The sequence below is a fragment of the Paraburkholderia sp. BGA-UO-ETr-F12 genome (assembly GCF_059567945.1).
Genome location: NZ_JCAQOZ010000005.1, coordinates 16,210 through 32,528, shown reverse-complemented (window position 1 = coordinate 32,528; position 16,319 = coordinate 16,210). Strand labels below are relative to the sequence as shown.

General features: G+C 61.7%; 15 protein-coding genes and 1 tRNA gene. 8 read left to right on the top strand and 8 right to left on the bottom strand.

Going from position 1 to position 16,319, the window contains the following annotated elements; genetic code table 11:
• Nucleotides 1-538 precede the first annotated feature (538 nt).
• Nucleotides 539-694, top strand: coding sequence for a hypothetical protein (locus tag AC57B6_RS00890; RefSeq protein ID WP_158380690.1), 156 nt, complete (start codon nt 539-541; stop codon nt 692-694).
• Between the two features lie 37 nt (nt 695-731).
• On the opposite strand, the gene AC57B6_RS00885 is transcribed toward AC57B6_RS00890, so the two are convergent.
• From AC57B6_RS00885 to AC57B6_RS00875, 3 genes are all read right to left on the bottom strand, one after another.
• Nucleotides 732-1,058, bottom strand: a complete 327-nt coding sequence (locus AC57B6_RS00885; RefSeq protein WP_030101370.1) for a hypothetical protein — start codon at nt 1,056-1,058, stop codon at nt 732-734.
• Nucleotides 1,059-1,182: 124 nt separating this feature from the next.
• A complete protein-coding gene (locus tag AC57B6_RS00880; protein ID WP_252888271.1) occupies nt 1,183-1,902 on the bottom strand; it encodes a peptidoglycan DD-metalloendopeptidase family protein in 720 nt (239 codons plus the stop codon).
• Nucleotides 1,903-2,085: 183 nt separating this feature from the next.
• On the bottom strand, nt 2,086-3,018 hold the full coding sequence (locus AC57B6_RS00875; RefSeq protein WP_496420563.1) for an aldose epimerase family protein: 933 nt from the start codon (nt 3,016-3,018) through the stop codon (nt 2,086-2,088).
• A 655-nt stretch (nt 3,019-3,673) separates the two neighbouring features.
• On the opposite strand from AC57B6_RS00875, the gene AC57B6_RS00870 reads away from it, so the two are divergent.
• Both AC57B6_RS00870 and AC57B6_RS00865 read left to right on the top strand, forming a co-directional pair.
• On the top strand, nt 3,674-4,504 hold the full coding sequence (locus AC57B6_RS00870) for an undecaprenyl-diphosphate phosphatase (protein WP_496420562.1): 831 nt from the start codon (nt 3,674-3,676) through the stop codon (nt 4,502-4,504).
• A 326-nt stretch (nt 4,505-4,830) separates the two neighbouring features.
• A tRNA-Arg gene (locus AC57B6_RS00865) sits at nt 4,831-4,904 on the top strand.
• A 62-nt stretch (nt 4,905-4,966) separates the two neighbouring features.
• Here the strand turns inward: AC57B6_RS00865 and AC57B6_RS00860 are convergent.
• Both AC57B6_RS00860 and AC57B6_RS00855 read right to left on the bottom strand, forming a co-directional pair.
• Nucleotides 4,967-5,350: a DUF427 domain-containing protein gene (locus AC57B6_RS00860; RefSeq protein WP_183796589.1), complete on the bottom strand. Its 384-nt coding sequence runs from the start codon at nt 5,348-5,350 to the stop codon at nt 4,967-4,969.
• A 308-nt stretch (nt 5,351-5,658) separates the two neighbouring features.
• Nucleotides 5,659-7,239 carry an acid phosphatase gene (locus AC57B6_RS00855; protein ID WP_030101373.1) on the bottom strand — a complete coding sequence of 527 codons (1,581 nt, stop codon included), beginning with the start codon at nt 7,237-7,239 and terminating at the stop codon, nt 5,659-5,661.
• Between the two features lie 214 nt (nt 7,240-7,453).
• Here AC57B6_RS00855 and AC57B6_RS00850 point away from each other — a divergent pair, with 214 nt between their 5' ends.
• On the top strand, nt 7,454-8,968 hold the full coding sequence (locus tag AC57B6_RS00850; RefSeq protein ID WP_496420589.1) for a cytochrome-c peroxidase: 1,515 nt from the start codon (nt 7,454-7,456) through the stop codon (nt 8,966-8,968).
• A 34-nt stretch (nt 8,969-9,002) separates the two neighbouring features.
• Here AC57B6_RS00850 and AC57B6_RS00845 read toward each other — a convergent pair whose 3' ends face one another.
• Nucleotides 9,003-9,242 carry a hypothetical protein gene (locus tag AC57B6_RS00845; protein WP_046568243.1) on the bottom strand — a complete coding sequence of 80 codons (240 nt, stop codon included), beginning with the start codon at nt 9,240-9,242 and terminating at the stop codon, nt 9,003-9,005.
• Between the two features lie 263 nt (nt 9,243-9,505).
• Between AC57B6_RS00845 and AC57B6_RS00840 the strand changes: the two genes are divergently transcribed.
• Together AC57B6_RS00840 and AC57B6_RS00835 are read left to right on the top strand one after the other, a co-directional pair.
• A complete protein-coding gene (locus AC57B6_RS00840; RefSeq protein ID WP_028199137.1) occupies nt 9,506-9,895 on the top strand; it encodes a hypothetical protein in 390 nt (129 codons plus the stop codon).
• An 82-nt stretch (nt 9,896-9,977) separates the two neighbouring features.
• Nucleotides 9,978-10,427, top strand: a complete 450-nt coding sequence (locus tag AC57B6_RS00835; RefSeq protein ID WP_030101376.1) for an NUDIX hydrolase — start codon at nt 9,978-9,980, stop codon at nt 10,425-10,427.
• A 32-nt stretch (nt 10,428-10,459) separates the two neighbouring features.
• Here the strand turns inward: AC57B6_RS00835 and AC57B6_RS00830 are convergent, their stop codons facing one another.
• Nucleotides 10,460-11,314 carry a transporter substrate-binding domain-containing protein gene (locus AC57B6_RS00830; RefSeq protein WP_096335779.1) on the bottom strand — a complete coding sequence of 285 codons (855 nt, stop codon included), beginning with the start codon at nt 11,312-11,314 and terminating at the stop codon, nt 10,460-10,462.
• A 339-nt stretch (nt 11,315-11,653) separates the two neighbouring features.
• Complete coding sequence (locus AC57B6_RS00825) at nt 11,654-13,363, bottom strand: glutamine--tRNA ligase/YqeY domain fusion protein (RefSeq protein WP_106351579.1); 1,710 nt, start codon at nt 13,361-13,363, stop codon at nt 11,654-11,656.
• A gap of 419 nt (nt 13,364-13,782) precedes the next feature.
• On the opposite strand from AC57B6_RS00825, the gene ggt reads away from it, so the two are divergent.
• Entirely contained in the window at nt 13,783-15,537 is a 1,755-nt protein-coding gene (ggt, locus tag AC57B6_RS00820; protein ID WP_496420561.1) for a gamma-glutamyltransferase, read from the top strand.
• Nucleotides 15,538-15,702: 165 nt separating this feature from the next.
• Nucleotides 15,703-16,263, top strand: a complete 561-nt coding sequence (locus tag AC57B6_RS00815; RefSeq protein WP_106351577.1) for an RBBP9/YdeN family alpha/beta hydrolase — start codon at nt 15,703-15,705, stop codon at nt 16,261-16,263.
• The last annotated feature ends 56 nt before the right edge of the window (nt 16,264-16,319 follow it).

The window sequence follows — 16,319 nt, the reverse complement described above, 5'->3', positions numbered from 1 at the left end:
TGATCTGACAATTATTTTAATATATTCGCCGTTCGCGAATGCGTTGGGCGGAAGGCGACTCTTTATTCGATCGCCCGATATTCACTAGTAGATTAGTATGGTGCGTTGGCGCACCAAAGGTTCGCAAGGCATAAAGCGTCCGGATCATACTGGGCGCGGCGCGCGGGAATCGGGGAATCGCTTTCGTCAGGCCTTTCCGGTGCAGTGCGGGCAGATGATTGATTCATAAGGCATTACGGCAACGCGTGGGTTTTTCGTGTTGCCGTTTGCGTGCCGTTTCGTCCGCAATGGATCGGGGTATTCAGCTCGCTTATTTCCGACATTTTCATTCACATAATGCGGATTCCGTACGCCGCGTCACATTTTCAGTGCAATTAATAGATTGCGCTTGTAAAAGCAGGTTGTTAGATTCCGTTTTGGCGCATGGTGAACCGGTCCTTTGCCGATATGCGCCGAACCCCCGTTCGCCCGGCCTCGTGCCGGGCTTTTTTTTGCCTGGTCACAGCCGTTTCAAGCCGGCGTCACCACGAATTCACACGTGGCACGGATCATTGAAAATTACTTTTCGCTTGCAATGATCATGGCCTGGTTGACCATCTTCCTCGGCATCTGGCCGATTGCGCTCGGTCTGCTGTTCGCATTCGCTGCGCGCATCGACCCGCGTTCCGGACGCTGGCGGCGCCGCTCGCGCTAGCGTTGCGCCCTGTCCGTTATTGGGTTTTGTCTCGCCTTCACTGCTTGCAGCGAATCACCATCGAGCGGTTTTTGACGTTCGCTCCGAAAATTCCGCCGACCGTACCGCCCGAGGTCGCGCCGTTGTCGACGTCTTTCGAAATGACGTCGTAGCCATAGTTGCCGCAGACCTGGCCGGCGCGCTTATAGCACTCGGCCCAACTGGAGCTCGCGTCGCTGCCGCTGCAGTTGATCGCAAAGCCCGTGTCGCCGCTCGGCAAGTAAGTCATCGTGGTCGTGCTGGAGCAGCCGCCGAGGCTGCCGAGGGTCAGCAGACCGAGGCCGATCGCCGCGGCCGTTGTAAAGGACGCGAGTGCGCTCTTCATTGCAGGTTCCTTACAGGTGACGGGGAGGACGTGGCCGAGGCCACGTCATGCATAGGATGGAGCGTGTTACAGCGTGCCCGGTTCCCTCGACGGTTGCAGGGCGCGTGCCTGACGCAGCGGACGGCTAGCGCGGCGGCAAGGCCCGTGACGGGTCGATCGAGCGGCCCTGATAACGCAGTTCGAAGTGCAGCATGACACGATCGGTATCGGTGTCGCCCATTTCAGCGATTTTCTCGCCGCGCGCAACGGACTGCCCTTCTTTCACCAGCAGTACGCGGTTGTGCGCATAGGCGGTCAGATACTCGGCATTGTGCTTGATGATCAGCAGGTTGCCATAACCGCGCAAGCCGTTACCCGCATAGACCACGGTGCCGGCCGCCGCGGCGACCACCGGGGTGCCTGCTGCCGCCGAAATGTCGATGCCCTTCGAATTGCCGCCGTCGAAGCGCCGGATTATCGTGCCGTCGGCCGGCCATACCAGCGATATGGTCGAAGCCGGCGCGGGCGACGGCGAGCTATCGGCAGGCGCCGGGCGCGGCGCAGTTGAAGCGCTAGCACTGCCTGCGCCGCTGCTGCGGACCGCCCCGCTCGTGGGCGATGCAGCATTGCCCGGTGGCGCGACGCGCAGCACCTGGCCCACCTCGATGCTGTCCGGGTTGGTCAAATTGTTCCAGCGCGCGATGCTTTGCACCGATTGCCGGTTGCTGCGCGCGATCTTCGACAGCGTATCGCCCCGTTCGACGCGATAAAAACCAGGTCCCACCGGAGCGGAGCCGCACGCAGCGAGCACCGCCAATAACGACGCGCAGGCGAGCCGTTTCACCATTCTTGTTCTGTTGAGCATTGGACCTCGCAAAGCGCTGCCACGCGCCGATCCTGATCACGCGGCAGGTAAGTGCAAAGCGTCCGATTCTAACGGTTTTGCGCTGCAGCACCCGAAAAACGGATGTCGAGGCGGGTGCGTACACCGGATTACGCGGCGAACGCCGCGTAATCCGGCACGTAGCAAGGTGCGGAAAATCGGCAATCAGCGCGGCTTGCCGGTGTTATCAGCGACGTTCTCGCTGACGGTAATACGCAGCGTCGCCGTTTCGGTTTCGCCTGCTTCGAGCCAGCGCAACCCCATGCCGTTGTGGATCGCGTCCGGCAGGCCCAGCCACGGCTCGACGCAGAAGAAGTCCGAGTCCGCGGCTTCGGTCCATGTCGTGACCGCGTACCAGGGCAGCGAGTCCGGCCGTTGCAGATCGATCGTGATGAGCCGGTTCAGACCTGGCGCGACCACGCGCACGGGTTGGTCCGGCTCACCGACGAGACAATGGAAGCGATCCTGAATGCGCGCCTCGTCGAACGTGTAGCGCGCTGCGCCCGGCTCGGCGGCGCTGATCGAGCCATCGTCCTGCTGATAACGCCGCTCGGTGCGCGGCAGTTCCAGCGAGGTTTCGGCGCGTTGCGTGTGCGGCAGCGTGAAATAGAAGTGATGACCCGCGTAATAGGGCAGCCGCGTGTTGCCGGTGTTGGTCGTGCTTAGCGTGACGTCCAGCGCATGCGTATCGGCAAGCCGGTAGATTGCCTCGAAGCGGAAACCGAACGGATAGCCAGCGCGTGTCGCGTCGCTATCGGTGAGGGTCATGCGCAAGCCGGCGCCGTTCACGTCCGCGTGGGCTTCGAAAGGCAGATCGCGGGCAAAGCCGTGCATCGGCAATGCGCGCACCGTGCCTTGTGCGTCACGCCAGTAGCCGATCTTGCCGTCGACACGATGCCGGCCGAGAAACGGGAAGAGCAGCGGGTTGCCGCCACGAATTCTCGCGGGTTGGCTCCAGTCGGCGTTTTCGGGCCAATGGATCACCTCTTTGTCGTCGATGGTCCACGACAAGAGACGGCCACCGGCTTGCGGCGCGAAACGGAGCACGGAGGTGTCCTGAGCGATCTCGAGAATGTCCTGTTGCGGGGAGAGCGGCATGGTCGGTGGGCTGCTTGATAAAGGGTTGAGGGTGTGTGAAGGTGATTCGGCGGCGCGATCAATGTGGGCGAGCATGACCCGAACGCAGGTTGGGAACGTCCGGGCGGCGCTGCCCGGCAACTCGCGACGGGACGATTTTGCGCTGCTTTGCGCTACGGGGAAACCCTTCTGGGGAAATTGCGGGTGGTCTGGAAACCCCAACCTTGCCGATAATCCGTTGACTGCCCGGTAATATTGACGATCGGGCGAGACCGGCTCAGGAGGCGTGATGGATCTGGCAATGGCAATGGGTTTGACGCTGTTCGGCATGTTCGCGGCAAGCACTGTCTACTTCTTCTACAAGCTCGAACGTTGATCCGGTCGTAGCCCGCCTCATTTTCTGCTGGGCTATCGGCACGAGCCCGGCGTGAGTCAGGCGCGTCCAGCCCTTTGAATCCCTCGCGATGGCTGGGCGGCCGACGGCGGCGCCCCGTTTCTTTTCCGCGGCGTAACAACGGTTTCCAGTTGTGACGCAGCGCGTCAATATTTCCCTGAATGTGACCCAAACGCTTGGCGCTGACTTTGCAGCCAGGCATAATCGGTGCGCTTTTGACGCGCCGTCGATTTTCTATTGCGGCGCGCTGTTCCCCGACATTTTCCTTACAAGGACCGCCGCGTGAACCTGTCGTTTCTGATTTTCCTGAGCGTGCTGCAAGGCGTCACCGAACTGTTCCCGGTCAGCAGCCTCGGCCATACGCTGCTTGTGCCCGCATTGTTCGGTATGCATATCGACAAGCATGCGCCGCAATTGCTGCCGTTCCTCGTCGCGTTGCACCTCGGTACGGCTTTCGCGCTGCTGTGGTACTTCCGCAAGCGTTGGTGCGAGTTGGTGCGAGGCTTCTTCGCGTCGCTCGGCGGCCGTCCCAACGACAACGCACACATGATGTGGGCGCTCATCATCGGCACGATTCCGGCGGGTCTCGTTGGGTTGATCCTGGAGAAACGTCTTGAGCGGATTTTCCACGATCTGCGCATCGTCGCCATCGCGCTGATCGTGAACGGCGTGCTGCTGTGGTTCGGCGATCGCCTGCAACGGTCGCGCGCACATCAGGCGCCGGAGAAGCTGACTTTCCGCCAGGCGTTTTTTGTCGGCCTCGCTCAGATTGGCGCGTTGATTCCGGGTTTCTCGCGTAGCGGGCTTACGATGATCGCCGGCAATGCGGCCGGCCTGACGACCGAGAAGGCCGCCGAGTTCTCGTTCCTGCTCGGCACGCCGATTATCTTCGCGGCCGGCGTACTCGAATTGCCGAAACTGTTTCATGCGCCAGGCCAACTCGCCGATGCATTGCTCGGCGGCGTGCTGACTGCAATCGCCGCCTATTTCAGCGTGCGTTTCCTGATGCGTTATTTCGAAGGCCGCGGACGTCTGGCTTCGTTCGGCGTGTATTGCGTGATCGCGGGGATCGTGTTCCTCGGCTGGTTTATGCTGCATCCGCAGCCGGTCTGACTGCGTTCGATTGATCGTGCCCGATAGACGTACGGCTGTCTGCTGAGTGCTGATGCGCGGCTAGCGGGCTACTAGCGGGCAAGAAGCGATCGGTTATAATCCGGGCCCGGCTTAACTCGCCGGGCCCGTTTGTTTTACGACGTCCCGGCACTCGGGGTCGCTGGGCCGGAGCGGATTTCCACAGTCTGCGGCCCGGTCAGTTAGAATTTCGGTGTGTGACAGGGACCCTGTGGCAGCAATATTGCACGGGTTCCAATGCCCGATACGGGTTCCCATTGCGGGCGATGCATGTTGTACACGTTCGTGTAGCGTCGCCTCACTTCATTACGGCAGTAGCTCAGCTGGATAGAGCATCGGCCTTCTAAGCCGAGGGTGGGGGGTTCGAGTCCCTCCTGCCGTACTTCAAAAACTTAGGCCTCGCGCATCGCGCCTCACAGCAGCGATGCGCGCCTGATCCTTCCTTCATCCCGCCGGCTGCACTTCGATCGAATCGACCCGGTTCGGATAGAACGCCAGATGCTGCGCGATCTCTTTCACGGGCGCGTAGGGCGATTCGTAGGTCCAGACCGCGTTCACCGTACGCTCGCCGCCGATCGGAATGCTGTAATACGCGCAATCGCCTTTGTACGGGCAATAGGTTGCGTGATCGGTGCGCTCCAGCAGTGTCATCTCGACGTCGTTGCGCGGAATGTAATACGCCGGCGGATACGACGCCTCACGCAGTACGAGCGCATTGCGTGTATCGGCGATCACGCGGCCGGCTACCGTCACCACCACGCGAGCCTGGGCTGGCTCGACTGTAATCGGATGATCGGGCCCGGGGACCTTGATGGTTTTCTCAGTCATGCTGTCGAACTCCTGGATGAGTGGGCAAATCCACAACACGTTGCCAAGGGGCAAGCGGTTGCGAGCGCTTGCAAGCGGCTGTATGCGACCATCGGCGCGAATGATCGCGTCCTGCGTCGAAGCATACGCCGCTCATGAAAACGCGTTGTGTCGCCGCCTGCTCACGACACGCCGCGTGTGCCGTGTTGCGTCGTCCTGTTCTTCGCGCAACGAAAACGAAAAAGGGCAGCCGAAGCTGCCCTGTCAAAGTCCCATCATCAAGCGGACTGTTGCTTACCGACCTTGCGTGTCTGTGAATCGCGAACCGCCTACTGTTTGATATTCAACGCCGCCGTCAGATCGCCCATCGGCTTGCTGCCGTTGCTGACCAGCGCCGCATCGCGCGTGGCGATACCCGGCAGCGTCGGCAGCGAATAACGGCGCGTGATGAAGCGCAGAATCGACGTCGTGTCGTATTGCGTGTGATCAACAAAACCCTTCTTCGCGTACGGCGAAATGATCAGCGCGGGAATGCGCGTGCCCGGACCCCAACGATCGGCCTTCGGCGGCGCCACGTGATCCCAGAAGCCGCCGTTCTCGTCATACGTCACCACCACCAGCATGTTGTTCCACTGCGGGCTCTTTTGCAGATGCGAGATCACGTCGGCAATGTGCTGGTCGCCCGATGCAACGTCGGTATAGCCCGGGTGTTCATTCAAGTTGCCCTGCGGCTTGTAGAACGACACCTGCGGCAGCGTGCCCGCGTCGATTGCCTTGATGAACTCGGAGCCTGCGAGACCACCGTCGAGCAAGTGCTGCGAACGGTTGGCCGAGCCCGGTGCGAGGTCGGCGAAGTAGTTGAACGGCTGGTGATGCGGCTGGAAGTTCGGCGCCGTCAGATTCGCGCCGTAGATCACATTTGACGTGCCGTTCTGCGCCGCCGAGACCGCCGCGCCCCATGCGCCGCCGTACCACGCCCACGACACCTTCGCGTTGTTCAGCAGATCGCCGATGTGCTGTTGCGTCTGGGCCGGCAGCGTGGTGGCCGCGCCGGGGTCGGCGAGGTTCGCGTCGCCGCCCGAAGCCGGCTTGTTGCCGCTCGGCTGATACGGCGGCTGCATCGTGTTGATCGCGTAGAAGTCAGGCGTCAGGTTGCCCGAATTCACGTACTTGGGCGCGCCGGTCAAGGCAGAAGCCGGCGAGTTGGCCGCTACCTTCAGTGTGACGCCGTCGCTTTCGACCGCGGAGATCGAATTGACCGCCGGGCTCTTGTCCGCGTTCGGGTAGGTCGGCGTACACGCGCACACCAGCCACTGGTGATTCAGGAACGAGCCGCCGAACGCGCCCATGAAGAAGTTGTCGGCCAGCGTGTATTGCTGGGCGATTTTCCACAGCGGCAGCTTGTCGGCGTTGAGCGTGTAGTGACCCATGACGAGACCACCCGAATCCGCCCACGCGGCGAACTTGTCGTTCTTGCCGCCGTTGATCTGCATCTGGTTTTCATAGAAGCGGTGATACAGATCGCGCGTCGTGGCCGTGATCGGCGTATTGAAGCCGTTCGGGTCGTCGATGGCGAACGGGCTGTTCGGCAGATTGGCGGTCATCGCTTGCGTCACCGCCGGCGTCACGCCGGTTTGTGTCAGGCCGTTCCACACTTGCGGCAACGTGGCGAGCGGTGTGCCGTTGCGGTCGACCTGCATGGCGCTTGCCGCCGTTACATTCTGCAGACCGTTGGCGCCCGGGAAGTTGCCGTAGAGATTGTCGAAGCTGCGGTTCTCCGCATAGATCACCACGACCGTCTTGATCGACGTGATGTCCGGCTGAGCCGTGACATCGTCGCCGCCGCACGCATACAAGCTTAGCGCTGCTGCGATCGCGATAGGCGTCGCGCAGATCAGTTTTTTGTTCATTGGGTGTGTGTTCTCTCTCTCGCGTTGGGGACCGGTCAGGCACCGTGCTTACAGACTGACCGTGAGAGAAAGTTTGAATAAGGAGTTTGACAGAAAGATGTAAATAATTACGAATTGCCTCTTTTTCAAAATTTTCGTCGGCTGTATGTCATTTTGGCGACATGCAGGTGAAATACGCTTGCCGACTTCGATATCGCAAATTCACACCATTCATATGCGGCTTGGTCTCACGGGGATTCGGGAAACGGCGGCTCAGCCGCAGGCGCAGCGGGGCGCGGTGCCAGCAAGCACAGGCGCAGGGCTCGCAAAGCTGACGGTGGCGCTCACGGTGGTTATCCTGAGCCTTGCAGCGTGCGACGCTGGCTCGTCGACAGCCAGCAGTAATAGTAATGAAATTAATAGTAATGTTAATGAAAGAATAAATGGTCAAGTAAATGCCCGGGCAAATCCGCACGCCAATGCAAGCGTGGAGATTGCGCCTAAAGCGTCTGCATTGCTTGCGGCTTCTGCCGTGAAAGCGGCCGCGCAGCAAGGCGGCCAGACTCGCGCGCAAGTCTATGAATCCGTGCGGAAGATGACGGCGGTGGGCAAGCAGTTGTTCTTCGACCCATCGCTGTCCGGCTCGGGCAAGCTGGCGTGCGCGTCGTGCCACAGTCCCGAGCACGCTTTCTCGCCCGCGAATTCGCTGGCGGTCCAACTGGGCGGCAACGACATGCACCGCACCGGCATGCGTGCCGCGCCCACGCTCAAGTACCTGCAATCGGTGCCGGCGTTCGCCGAGCACTACCACGAGTCGGACGACGAAGGCGATGAAAGCGTCGATGCCGGGCCGACCGGTGGTTTGACGTGGGACGGCCGGGTCGATCGCGGCTCGGACCAGGCGCGCATTCCGCTGCTGTCGTCGTTCGAAATGGGCAGCTCGCCCGCCAAAGTTGCCGCCGCGGTAAAGGCCTCGCCATATGCGGGCGCTTTCCGCGCGGCCTTCGGCGAACATATTTTCGATAGTGACGAAGCCACCTTCAACGCCGTGCTGCAGGCGCTGGAAACCTTCGAGCAGACCCCGGAGATTTTCTACCCGTACACCAGCAAGTACGACGCGTATCTGGCGGGCAAGGCACAGTTGACCAAGGCCGAACTACACGGTCTGGAAGTGTTCAACGACGAAAAGAAAGGTAACTGCGCGAGTTGCCACATCAGTCAGCGCAGCATGGACGGCGCGCCGCCCCAGTTCAGCGACTTTGGGCTGATTGCGATCGGCGTGCCGCGCAACCGTGCGCTGCCGGTGAATCGCGATCCGCATTTCTACGACCTCGGCGCATGCGGCCCGGAGCGTACCGACCTGGGCGGACGTGCTGAGTTTTGCGGCATCTTCCGCACGCCGACGCTGCGCAATGTTGCGTTGAAGAAGAGTTTTTTCCACAACGGCATCTATCATTCCCTCGATCAGGTGGTGCGTTTTTACGCGCAGCGCGACACCAACCCGGAGAAGTTCTATCCGGTCTCGAAGGGCAAGGTGCAGAAGTTCGACGACCTGCCGCAGCGTTACTGGGCCAATCTGAATACCGAGCCGCCGTTCGATCGCAAACCGGGTGACAAGCCGGCACTCGACGAGGCTGAAATCAAGGACGTGGTGGCGTTTCTGAATACGCTCACCGATGGGTACAAACCGGAAGACAAGCAGGGAAACAAACCGGGAAACAAGCCCGAAAAGACCGCGGCTGCGAATTGATTGTCGGGCACTGAGCGCGCCGCGGTGCGCGCGGTTAGATGCCTGTGCCGGCAAGGATGCAATAGCAGGCAGCCAGCAGTAGTGCGAATGAGATCAGAAGGCATGCAACGCCTGCGCGCGTCAGCAGATTCGGCCACCGTGCGAGGGGGAGCTTGTCCATTCGCACGATGCGCCGCGCAAGACCGGGATCGCGGCCGATGGCGAACGGCACCAGCGCGACGCAGAAGAACGCGAGCGCGACGGTGACGGTTTCGAGAGCAAGTGAGATGTCCATAAGGCGGGTTTGAAGCTTGAGCAGCGCAGTAGCGCGACAGACTTATCTTAGAAAGACGTCCCATAAAAAAGTATGGGACTGGTCCTAAAAGTCCTGGTGCCCGTCCGTCTGTCCGTCGGCTCGTCGGTTCCTGAGCGGGCGGAGCGGGCCGCCGCATCCGCAAGGCCATTTCGGGAGCGACATGCTATGCTTTTGGGGTCCAGATCATGAGCCGCCGCGAGCGCGCTCGATAGAGCCAAACCTTTCTTCGAGGAGTACCCTTCATGTCGATGCGAACCCGTGCCCTGTTTCACTTGACCGTCGGTGGCCTGCTGCTTGGCGGCGCGATCGGCGCGCAAGCGGCGAACCTCGGTTTTCTGAACGACACGCCGATCAGCTACATGAAGCAACGCGACGTCGATTCGATCAAGGGCGCCGTCATCGGTGCGTTGAATGACAAGCAGGACGGCGAAAGCGTGAGCTGGGTCAACGAAGGCACCGGCAACAGCGTCAAGATCGACGCGACGATCACCATCGCCAGCACCGCGAAAGACGGCGAGCGCACCTGCCGCGACGTCGGCGTCGTACTGAATGCGAAAGGGCAGTCAATGACGCTGCGCCCGCAGTTCTGCAAGCAGGGTAGCGCTAACTGGCAATTGCAGAAAAAGCGCTGAGCGTGCCGGCGGGTATGACCATGCGTGTCGGCTTGCTGCCGGCGCTGCCTGAAACCACGCGTCCTTGCGGCGCAATGTGTCAATGAGCGCGCGGGTCGTCTCGTGTGGCGTTGTGCTGCTCGATCCGCAAGGGCGGGTGCTGCTCGCCCACGCCACCGAAACCTCTCACTGGGACATTCCCAAAGGGCACGGCGAAGAGGGCGAGGCGCCCCACGTCACAGCGCTGCGCGAGATGGTCGAGGAGACCGGTATCGTGATCGAACCCGAGCGTCTGAAGGATCTCGGACTGTTCGTCTACCGGCGCGACAAGGATTTGCATCTGTTCGCGGCCCGTGCAACGGCCGGCGAACTCGATCTCAGTGCGTGCACCTGCACGTCGCTGTTTCCGCGCCGCTCTGACGGCACGCTGATTCCCGAAATGGATGCATACCGCTGGGTTGCGCCGGACGAAGTCGAGCGGTATGCGAGCCGCAGTCTCACAAGACTCTTTGAGACCACGCTTTCGCTCACCGAACTGCATCGAACGCTATAGCAGATCGCAGCACGGGCGTGTCGCCTGCATGTTCAGTCGAGTGCCCGGTCGTTCGGATGAGCGAATAGTGTGCGATTCTGTTCCGACAGCGGAAAATTCAGATTGATGCCGCGCGGAGGAATCGGCTGCGTGAACCACTGGTTGTACAAACGTTCCGCGTCGCCGCTAGTCTCGCCGCGCGCGATCACCCCGTTCACCAGCGCTCGGAGCGGCTCGTCACCTTTGCGAAACATGCAGGCGTAAACCTCGGAGCCGAGCGGCGTGCCGGTCACCACGAAATCGTCAGGGTGCGGATCGGTCGACTTGAAACCGTACAGGATCGGTTCGTCCATCACGAAGGCCACCGCCCGGTCGTCCTTGAGCGCGGTGAAGGCTTCCTGATGATCGCGCGCGCTCATGATGCGCATGTTCAGATGTTTCTCGGTATTCAGGCGGCGTAGCAGACGCTCGTCGGAGGTGCCCGCGGTTGTCACCACGGGCTTGCCGGCGAGGTCAGGAAAATCCGTAATGCCGCTGCTCTTGCGCGCGATGATGCGTACCGCGTACTGGAAGAAGCTGTTCGAGAAGGCGGCGACGCTTTCGCGTTCCACTGTGTGCGTGGTCGAGCCGCATTCCAGATCGATCTGGTTGTTCAGCAACATCGGCGTGCGGTTCGACGAGGTGACCGTAATTTCGTGCACCTTCAGTTGCGGCAGGCCGAGCGTTTTCTTGATTTCGTCGACGATCTGCAGCGCGATGGTTTGCGAATAGCCGACCGTGCGCTTGCCGTCGAAGTACGAGAAGGGAATCGACGCTTCGCGCACGCCGAGCACGACCACACCGTCGTCGTGGATTTTCTTCAGTGTGCCGGTGAGTTCGTCCGCGTGAGCGGTGCCGGCGAGCGACATTGCGCTGAATGCGGCCAACGCGGCGATTGTGCAACGGATGCTTTGCGCGACGCGCGCGGCGCGATTGATGCGCGCTGCAGGCGCAGTATGAGCGTGACGCGTGCCTTCTGCCGTGCTCCCCCATGTTCTTGCCCCGCTGCGGGCTGCAACTTTCATCGGGCCTCCCGGACTGGCGCGGGCATGGTGGCCGCGCTGTCACATGTCGATGGAATGTCGATGCAACGAAAAGGCGTGCATCCCGCTTGCGAAATGCACGCCATGTTCAACGTCTGGTAAGCAACGTTAAATGCGTAACGTCAAATACGCAACGTCAAATGTACTTCGCGTCGCAGCTTCAGTTTATGCCGGCTTGCCCCAACTGTCGCGCAAGCTGACGATGCGATTGAACACGGGTTTGCCCGGTTTCGAATCGACACGGTCCGCGACGAAATAGCCATGGCGTTCGAACTGATAGCGTTGTTCCGGCAGCGCGTCGCGTGCACCCGGTTCCAGGTAGGCGTTGACCACGCGCTTCGAATCCGGATTCAGCGCTTCGAGGAAGTCGCGGCCACCGGCGTCCGGCTGCGGTTCCTTGAACAGCCGGTCGTAGATGCGCACTTCGGCCGGGACCGCGCCTGCCGCGCTGACCCAGTGAATGTTGCCCTTGACCTTGTAGTTGTTCGCGCCTTCGGTGCCCGATTTGCTGTCCGGGAAATAGTTGCAGTGGACCGCGACGATATTGCCGTTCTCGTCCTTGTCCGCGCCGATGCATTCGATCACGTAGCCGTAGCGCAGACGCACCTTGTTACCCGGGAACAGGCGGAAGTAGCCCTTCGGCGGCGTTTCGTTGTAGTCGTCGCGTTCGATCCACAGCTCGCGCGAAATCGGGAACTCCCGAACCCCCATTTCCGGATGATGCGGGTGGACGGGCGCGTTGCACGGCTCGCTCACGCCTTCGGGGAAGTTGTCGATGATTAGCTTGAGCGGATCGAGCACGGCAGCGGTACGCGGCGCCTTGTCGTCCAGATCGTCGCGCAATGCGCCTTCGAACACGCTCATGTCGATCCACGAATCGACCTTGGTGACGCCAATTCGTTCGCAGAACAACTGGATCGCTTCCGGCGTGAAGCCGCGCCGGCGTACCCCGACGATGGTCGGCATGCGCGGATCGTCCCAACCGTCGACATGGCCTTCCGTTACGAGTTGCAGCAGCTTGCGCTTGCTGGTGATCGCGTAGGTGAGGTTCAGGCGCGAAAACTCGATTTGCTGCGGCAGCGGGCGCGTGAAGATTCCGGCCTCGGCCAGCTCGTTCAGAATCCAGTCGTACAGCGGACGGTGGTCTTCGAACTCGAGCGTGCACAGCGAATGCGTGATGTTTTCCAGCGCGTCCGAGATGCAGTGCGTGTAGTCGTACATCGGGTACACGCACCATTTGTCGCCGGTGCGGTAGTGATGCGCGAAGCGGATACGGTAGATGACCGGGTCGCGCATGTTGAAGTTCGGCGACGACATGTCGATCTTCGCGCGCAGCACGTGCTCGCCTTCCTTGAACTCGCCGGCTTTCATGCGGCGGAACAGGTCGAGGTTTTCCTGCACCGAACGCTCGCGGAAGCGCGACGGCGTGCCGACTTCGGAGGCCGAGCCGCGGTTCGCGCGCATTTCCTCGGCCGACTGGCTATCCACATACGCCTTGCCGCGCTCGATCAGCAGTTCGGCGAATTCGTACAGTTTGTCGTAGTAGTCGCTGGCGAAGTAAAGCTGTTCCTTGCCGTCTTTTTGCCATTCGAAACCGAGCCAGCGCACGGAATCGATGATCGAGTCGACGTACTCGACGCTTTCCTTTTCCGGATTCGTATCGTCGAAGCGCAGATGGCACACGCCGCCGTAGTTGCGCGCCACGCCGAAGTTCAGGCAGATGCTTTTGGCGTGGCCAATGTGCAGATAGCCGTTCGGCTCGGGCGGAAAGCGCGTTTCGACGCGCTGGCCCCATTTGCCGGTGCGGTTGTCTTCGTCAATGATGTTGCGGATGAAATTGGATGCCGCTGGCGCGTCGTTGCGTTCGGTATTCATGCGAGAAGGTGAATGTCGGTCGGGGGTGCGCAATGCGCCCACTTATCTGTCAATTCTACCTGACGCGTTCGCTCACGGCAGGCGAGTGCGGCGCGCAGCCAACGTTTGAGCGGTTTCGGCTGGTTTTTGGGGTCAGGCGGGGTCCTGCAAGCTGCGTTTAAGGTGCTGTAACAGGAGGTAAAACGTTTTGTTGACGCATGCGCCGGCGACTTAGGATGCGGGCGGCACACTTGCCACCCGCGCGCCGCGCGACCTTTTCCGGGGTAGTGCAAGCCTACGCTCATGCCTTGCCGCGCAACGCTTGCCTGCGTGGCCGTGGTCCGGCCACACGGTCCAGTCAGGTCTCGCTCTCCTTGGTCGTTTTGCACGGCCCGCGCCGTTCGTGCAACATGACGCCCTCAGTTCCCGGAGTTTCTCGGATGCCCGTTTCGCCTCATGACGCGCCTCGCGTGCCTTTCGCCTCTATGTCCTTCGCCCGGATCGTGACGGCCACGACCGTGTTCGCCGCGCTCGCGGGCAGCTTCGTGGCGCCTGCACCCGCGCTCGCGAAAACGCCCCCGCCCAAGGCCGTGCTGGACGCGTCGGCAGTCGCTGTGCCGGATCGCTACAGCGCCGACGCCGCGCAGCAGATCTTCGCCGCCGGCGGCAATGCGGTGGATGCCGCTGTCGCGATCGCCTTCACGCTGGCCGTGACCCGCCCGGACGCAGGGAATATCGGCGGCGGCGGCTTCATGACGGTGTTCATGGACGGCAAACCGTATTTTCTCGACTATCGCGAGCGCGCGCCGCAGCAGGCGACCCGCGACATGTACCTCGACGACAAAGGCAAGCTCATACCGGGTATGAGTGTCGTCGGCCATCGCGCGGTGGCGGTGCCGGGCACCGTCGAAGGCATGTGGGAAGCGCAGCAGCGCTTCGGCAAGCTGAAGTGGAAACAGGTACTGGCGCCCGCGATCCGCTACGCCACCGACGGCTTCCAGGTCGAACCGGGCTTGCAGCAGCGACATGACGCGGCGGCGAAGAATTTCGCCGGCAAGACCAATTTCGACGCCTACTTCTCGAACCTGAAGGCGGGCGCGACGCTCCGTCAGCCCGAATTGGCGCAGACCCTCTCGCGCATTGCCAGCGACGGCGGCCGCGAGTTTTACGAAGGCCGCACCGCGGATCTGATCGCCCAGCAGATGTACGGCCACGGTCTGGTCACGAAGCAGGACCTGATCCAGTACAAGGCCGTGTGGCGCCAACCGCTTATCGCCGATTGGAACGGCTACAAAATCGTGACCGCGCCGCCACCGAGCTCAGGCGGTATCGGGCTGATCCAGATGCTGAAGATGAAAGCCGACCTGAAGCAGGCGTTCGACGGCCTGGAGCTCAATTCCGCGCCGTATATCCATCTGGTCGCGCAGATCGAAGATCGTGTGTTCGCCGATCGCCAGCAATATATCGGCGACCCCGATTCGTACCGGATACCGGTCGACAAACTGACTGACAACGCCTACCTCGCCCAGCGCGCCGACGAAGTGAAACCCGACGAGGTGCCGGGCGCGACGCCCGTTAAAGGCGGTCTCGGCGATTCGTTGCCGGAAAAGACGCAAACCACGCATTTCTCGGTGGTCGACAAGTGGGGTAACGCCGTTTCGAACACCTATACGCTGGACGGGTCATTCGGTTCCGGCGTGGTGGTGGACGGCGGCGGCTTCCTGCTCAACGACGCGATGGACGACTTCGAGACGAGTCCGGTTGCAGCCGGCGCGCCGGGTGCGACGGCGAATGACCTGAATACGGTGGTGCCGGGACGCCGGCCGCTTTCATCGATGACGCCGACCATCCTGTTGCAGGACAACAAGGTGTCGCTCGTGATCGGCACGCCCGGCGGCTCGCGAATTCTGACGTCGATTTTCCAGGTGATGACCGACCTGTACGATTTCGGCATGACGCCGGCCGACGCGTTGGCCGCGATGCGATTCCATCATCAGTTGCTGCCGCCGAAGACGATTTACTTTGAGCCGTATCATCCGATTACGGGCGAGTTGGCCGATCAGTTGAAAGCCAAGGGGTACACGCTGGAAGCGCAGTCGTTCAACGGCGATGTGCAGATGATTCGCGTTGAAGGGACGAAGCCCGAGCCGGCGGCCGATCCGCGCGGCACGGGCGTGGGGCGCGTGATGCCTTGACGCGTGGTTTGCGCGGTCGTGCGAAGCAGACCGTGGGTAAAGTGGATTGCTGAGGCGGGCTGTGGAAACGCCGTGTGGAAGCAGACTTGATGAACGCACTTTTAACGCGCCTGAACAACGAACTTGAACGACGAACGTGGATAACGAACCGAGGCGGGGAACGCGATGAGCGGACAAAAATTAAACGTACTCGTGCTGCCGGGCTACCAGAATTCCGGCCCGGGGCATTGGCAGACGCGCTGGGAGGCGCTTGATCCCGCTTTCGTGCGTGTGCAGATGCCGGACTGGGACCATGTGGAACGCGACGCTTGGTGCAGCACGCTCGACGCCGCGGTGGCTGAGGCAGACTCGCCCGTGGTGCTCGCCGCGCACAGCCTTGGCTGCCTGACCACCGCCTTCTGGGCGTCGCAGTATGCAAGCGCCGCGCAGCTTGCGAAGGTGGCGGGCGCGCTGCTGGTGGCGGTGCCCGATCCGTCCGGCGCACATTTTCCACGGGACGCCCACGGCTTCGCGCCGGTGCCGCTGACGCGCTTGCCGTTTGCGAGCATCGTGGTGGCGAGCAGCGACGATCCGTACGGCAGCGTGCCGTTCTCGCAAGCTTGCGCCGAGGCTTGGGGCAGCCGCTGGATCGATATCGGGCCGCGTGGCCACATCAATGCCGACAGCGGGCTCGGCGATTGGGACGAGGGGCGGCGCTGGCTGACTTCATTGGGCGAGCGGCGCTGAACCTCCGTTTCCGTTGATTTCCGCTGATGCTGCGGCCGTAGCTGGGCGGCGGGTGA

What these genes read in the sequence shown, in the direction of transcription:
- AC57B6_RS00830 (WP_096335779.1), bottom strand. Translation starts at nt 11,314, where the DNA reads ATGTCGCTCGCCGGCACCGCTCACGCGGACGAACTCACCGGCACACTG.
- AC57B6_RS00885 (WP_030101370.1), bottom strand. Translation starts at nt 1,058, where the DNA reads ATGAAGAGCGCACTCGCGTCCTTTACAACGGCCGCGGCGATCGGCCTC.
- AC57B6_RS00880 (WP_252888271.1), bottom strand. Translation starts at nt 1,902, where the DNA reads ATGCTCAACAGAACAAGAATGGTGAAACGGCTCGCCTGCGCGTCGTTA.
- AC57B6_RS00850 (WP_496420589.1), top strand. Translation starts at nt 7,454, where the DNA reads ATGCGGCTTGGTCTCACGGGGATTCGGGAAACGGCGGCTCAGCCGCAG.
- AC57B6_RS00845 (WP_046568243.1), bottom strand. Translation starts at nt 9,242, where the DNA reads ATGGACATCTCACTTGCTCTCGAAACCGTCACCGTCGCGCTCGCGTTC.
- ggt (WP_496420561.1), top strand. Translation starts at nt 13,783, where the DNA reads ATGCCCGTTTCGCCTCATGACGCGCCTCGCGTGCCTTTCGCCTCTATG.
- AC57B6_RS00825 (WP_106351579.1), bottom strand. Translation starts at nt 13,363, where the DNA reads ATGAATACCGAACGCAACGACGCGCCAGCGGCATCCAATTTCATCCGC.
- AC57B6_RS00840 (WP_028199137.1), top strand. Translation starts at nt 9,506, where the DNA reads ATGTCGATGCGAACCCGTGCCCTGTTTCACTTGACCGTCGGTGGCCTG.
- AC57B6_RS00855 (WP_030101373.1), bottom strand. Translation starts at nt 7,239, where the DNA reads ATGAACAAAAAACTGATCTGCGCGACGCCTATCGCGATCGCAGCAGCG.
- AC57B6_RS00815 (WP_106351577.1), top strand. Translation starts at nt 15,703, where the DNA reads ATGAGCGGACAAAAATTAAACGTACTCGTGCTGCCGGGCTACCAGAAT.
- AC57B6_RS00835 (WP_030101376.1), top strand. Translation starts at nt 9,978, where the DNA reads ATGAGCGCGCGGGTCGTCTCGTGTGGCGTTGTGCTGCTCGATCCGCAA.
- AC57B6_RS00875 (WP_496420563.1), bottom strand. Translation starts at nt 3,018, where the DNA reads ATGCCGCTCTCCCCGCAACAGGACATTCTCGAGATCGCTCAGGACACC.
- AC57B6_RS00860 (WP_183796589.1), bottom strand. Translation starts at nt 5,350, where the DNA reads ATGACTGAGAAAACCATCAAGGTCCCCGGGCCCGATCATCCGATTACA.